Below are 2,421 nucleotides of genomic sequence, written 5' to 3'. Positions count from 1 at the left end.
AGACAAAATGACACCAAATGAGTTTTACTATGATCAGCTACCCCAACAAAACAAGGTGGCTTAACTAGAGCGGAATATCACTTATAAATACGCTTTTAGTTGTTCAAACAAGTGGGACCACCTCTCATTAATGTTGGTTAAGTACTTTTACTGTAGTCATTAGAACACTCTTCTTTGGAATACTCTGAAGAAAACTGTAAGGTTATAAACAGACCAAGTTACAGCGAGTAACTGATTCAGAAAAAGGCTGGTTGTATGGTGAAAGTTTAGAGTTACTGTTCTAATGTTTTAAACAAATGTTTTGTTAAAAAGGAGCAACATATGAAATTTCACATCGCTAATATGACTTGTGGTGGTTGTGCACGCGGCATTACTACCGCAATTAAAGAGCTCGACTCGAATGCCTCACTCGATATTGATTTACAAAACCGTATCGTTGAAATCAACACAACAGTGAGTCAGGATAAAGTCATTGCAACTCTCAGTGAGCGTGGATTTACAGCTGATCCTGCTTAATCTCTGTTAGAGTAACAGTGGGAATTCCTTACCACTTTGGTGGTGTTTCAAAAAGTATGCTAGCGTTAAACAAATCCGTTATTAAGGTAAAAGAAAGTCAAATCAAAGGCTTTAAAATGATTTTCGAGCTTTTTAGAAAAGTTGCAACTTCTCCTAAATCCACGCCTGATTCGATGACGAATTCTACAATTGTTACCTTCAATACCGACGGTAAAAAACTTACCGATCACTTGCTTGCAACATTGAAATGCTGTGATAAAACTATCCCAATATTGTTACTTAGACAGGTAGGACATTTGATTTGTAGCGTTATTTTCATACCTCTATTTTATCAAAAGCCATATTGTTTTTTTCAGCATACTTTTTGAAACACCACCTTTGTTTGTTTTAGAGCGTCGGGGCGCCTCGGCAATTCTGCGTGTTGAAATAGAAAGGAAAATTCATTACTTTAAAGCGCAAAGCGTGTTGCAGATGCAGCTCTTATTCCGAGGAATTTTACACTGGTATCGCCCGCCGATAGAAACACCAGATCCGGCAGTCAGGACGTAAATAACCATTCCTCCAGTTTAAATAAAAAAACCTGCAGATTCGATGCAGGTTTTTTTTAGAGATAATCAATCGCGTCTTATTTGGCTTTACGCTCTTTCTCGATCAGGTAATTCACCACCTGAATGACTTTGGCATCATTACCCTGCACAATATATTTACCATTCACGGTCACTGCCGGAACACCACTTAACTGATACTGAGCAGCCAGATTTTTGGCTTGGGCAATTTTCGAAGTGATCGGGAAAGATTTATAAGTGCTGTTAAATTTCGCTTCAGGAATACCATAGCGGGTATAGAACTTGGCCAATTGCGCCTGTTCTAAAATTGGACGTTGCTTATCATGAATATCATGGAATAATTGTAAATGTGCTTTTTGACGCACACCCAATGCTTCAGACACATAATAAGCACGCGCTGCCTGCTCCCAGAGTGGATTCATTGCAGCCGGCGTACGTACAAAACGTACATCTTTTGGTAATTTTTTCAACCAGCCCTGCATATGTGGTTCAAGCGCGAAACAGTGACCACAGCCGTACCAGAAGAATTCACGTACCTCAATTCTGCCCGGTTTTTCGACTTTGACTGGTTTTGCAACCACTTGATAGTCCTGACCTGCCACAAAATTGGCCATAGCATTGCCTGAAAAGGCCAAAACAGATGCGGCAACAGCTCCTAAAAGGAATTTTTTCATTGGGATTATCGTCCTCTAAATCATTATGCTTAGTGTATGGGTTCACTATAAATCAATTATGCCGGTTCCGTTTTCATGCTGCGAACTTTTGTGCTATCAGAACCGCTACATTAAAGTATGCGACTGATTTTAAGTCAGTTAATATGGCCATTCGACCGCTATGTGTTTTTAGATAATCACAAAAGTTAAACTTTGAGTAATAAAAACGGTTATAATTTCTACGATTAAAACGTAGTGGTCAAACCTACAGTAAATATTAGCTTCTTACTATTCTCTTCAGTAACAGCCGCGTGGCTATGATAATTGCTGGAATTTACAACATAGAACTGAGCAAAAAATGATTTATGAAAGGTTTATTAAATTAAATAAATTATTTATATAGTTAAAATTCACCTGATAAATCACTTTTTAATTTAAATTACTATGTTAATTATTTGTTAATTATTTCTAAATTTTTCTCTAAGAAACGGAGTCCCCCATCAGCAAAACTACTGGTTGAAAAAACTATAGTAAAAATAACTAAAATAATCTTCATGTACATATTATTGAATCTAATCATATCTTGGACCAAAAAAATCTTTACTTATAATAATGAGTAAATATATACATCCGAATGACGACAAAATTACAAACTTGTAATTTTGTTAAGGTTTGTTCTCAAAAAA

The 2,421-nt window shown here is 36.6% G+C and carries 2 protein-coding genes and 3 pseudogenes; 2 read left to right on the top strand and 3 right to left on the bottom strand.

What is annotated here, in order from left to right; all coding sequences use genetic code 11:
• Positions 1-321 precede the first annotated feature (321 nt).
• Entirely contained in the window at positions 322-516 is a 195-nt protein-coding gene (locus tag FTT86_RS15775) for a heavy-metal-associated domain-containing protein (RefSeq protein WP_004733233.1), read from the top strand.
• A gap of 65 nt (positions 517-581) precedes the next feature.
• Here FTT86_RS15775 and FTT86_RS15770 read toward each other — a convergent pair.
• Positions 582-788: pseudogene (locus FTT86_RS15770) on the bottom strand (IS1 family transposase); the annotation flags it as partial.
• A 175-nt stretch (positions 789-963) separates the two neighbouring features.
• Here FTT86_RS15770 and FTT86_RS16325 point away from each other — a divergent pair.
• A pseudogene (locus tag FTT86_RS16325) lies at positions 964-1,065 on the top strand (TetR family transcriptional regulator); the annotation flags it as partial.
• Between the two features lie 76 nt (positions 1,066-1,141).
• On the opposite strand, the gene FTT86_RS15765 reads toward FTT86_RS16325, so the two are convergent.
• Positions 1,142-1,756 carry a thiol:disulfide interchange protein DsbA/DsbL gene (locus FTT86_RS15765; RefSeq protein WP_004281236.1) on the bottom strand — a complete coding sequence of 205 codons (615 nt, stop codon included), beginning with the start codon at positions 1,754-1,756 and terminating at the stop codon, positions 1,142-1,144.
• A gap of 177 nt (positions 1,757-1,933) precedes the next feature.
• Positions 1,934-2,055 (bottom strand): annotated as a pseudogene (locus FTT86_RS16320) (cation transporter); the annotation flags it as partial.
• Positions 2,056-2,421: the final 366 nt, after the last annotated feature.

Source organism: Acinetobacter sp. YH01021, assembly GCF_013420255.1.
In the GTDB taxonomy this organism is placed as follows: Bacteria; Pseudomonadota; Gammaproteobacteria; order Pseudomonadales; family Moraxellaceae; genus Acinetobacter.
The sequence above is the reverse complement of the archived record's forward strand: the minus strand, read 5'-3'. Positions and strand labels throughout refer to the sequence as shown.

Bases quoted from the DNA above. Each gene is read 5' to 3' on its own strand.
- FTT86_RS15775 (WP_004733233.1), top strand. From the start codon at position 322: ATGAAATTTCACATCGCTAATATGACTTGTGGTGGTTGTGCACGCGGC.
- FTT86_RS15765 (WP_004281236.1), bottom strand. From the start codon at position 1,756: ATGAAAAAATTCCTTTTAGGAGCTGTTGCCGCATCTGTTTTGGCCTTT.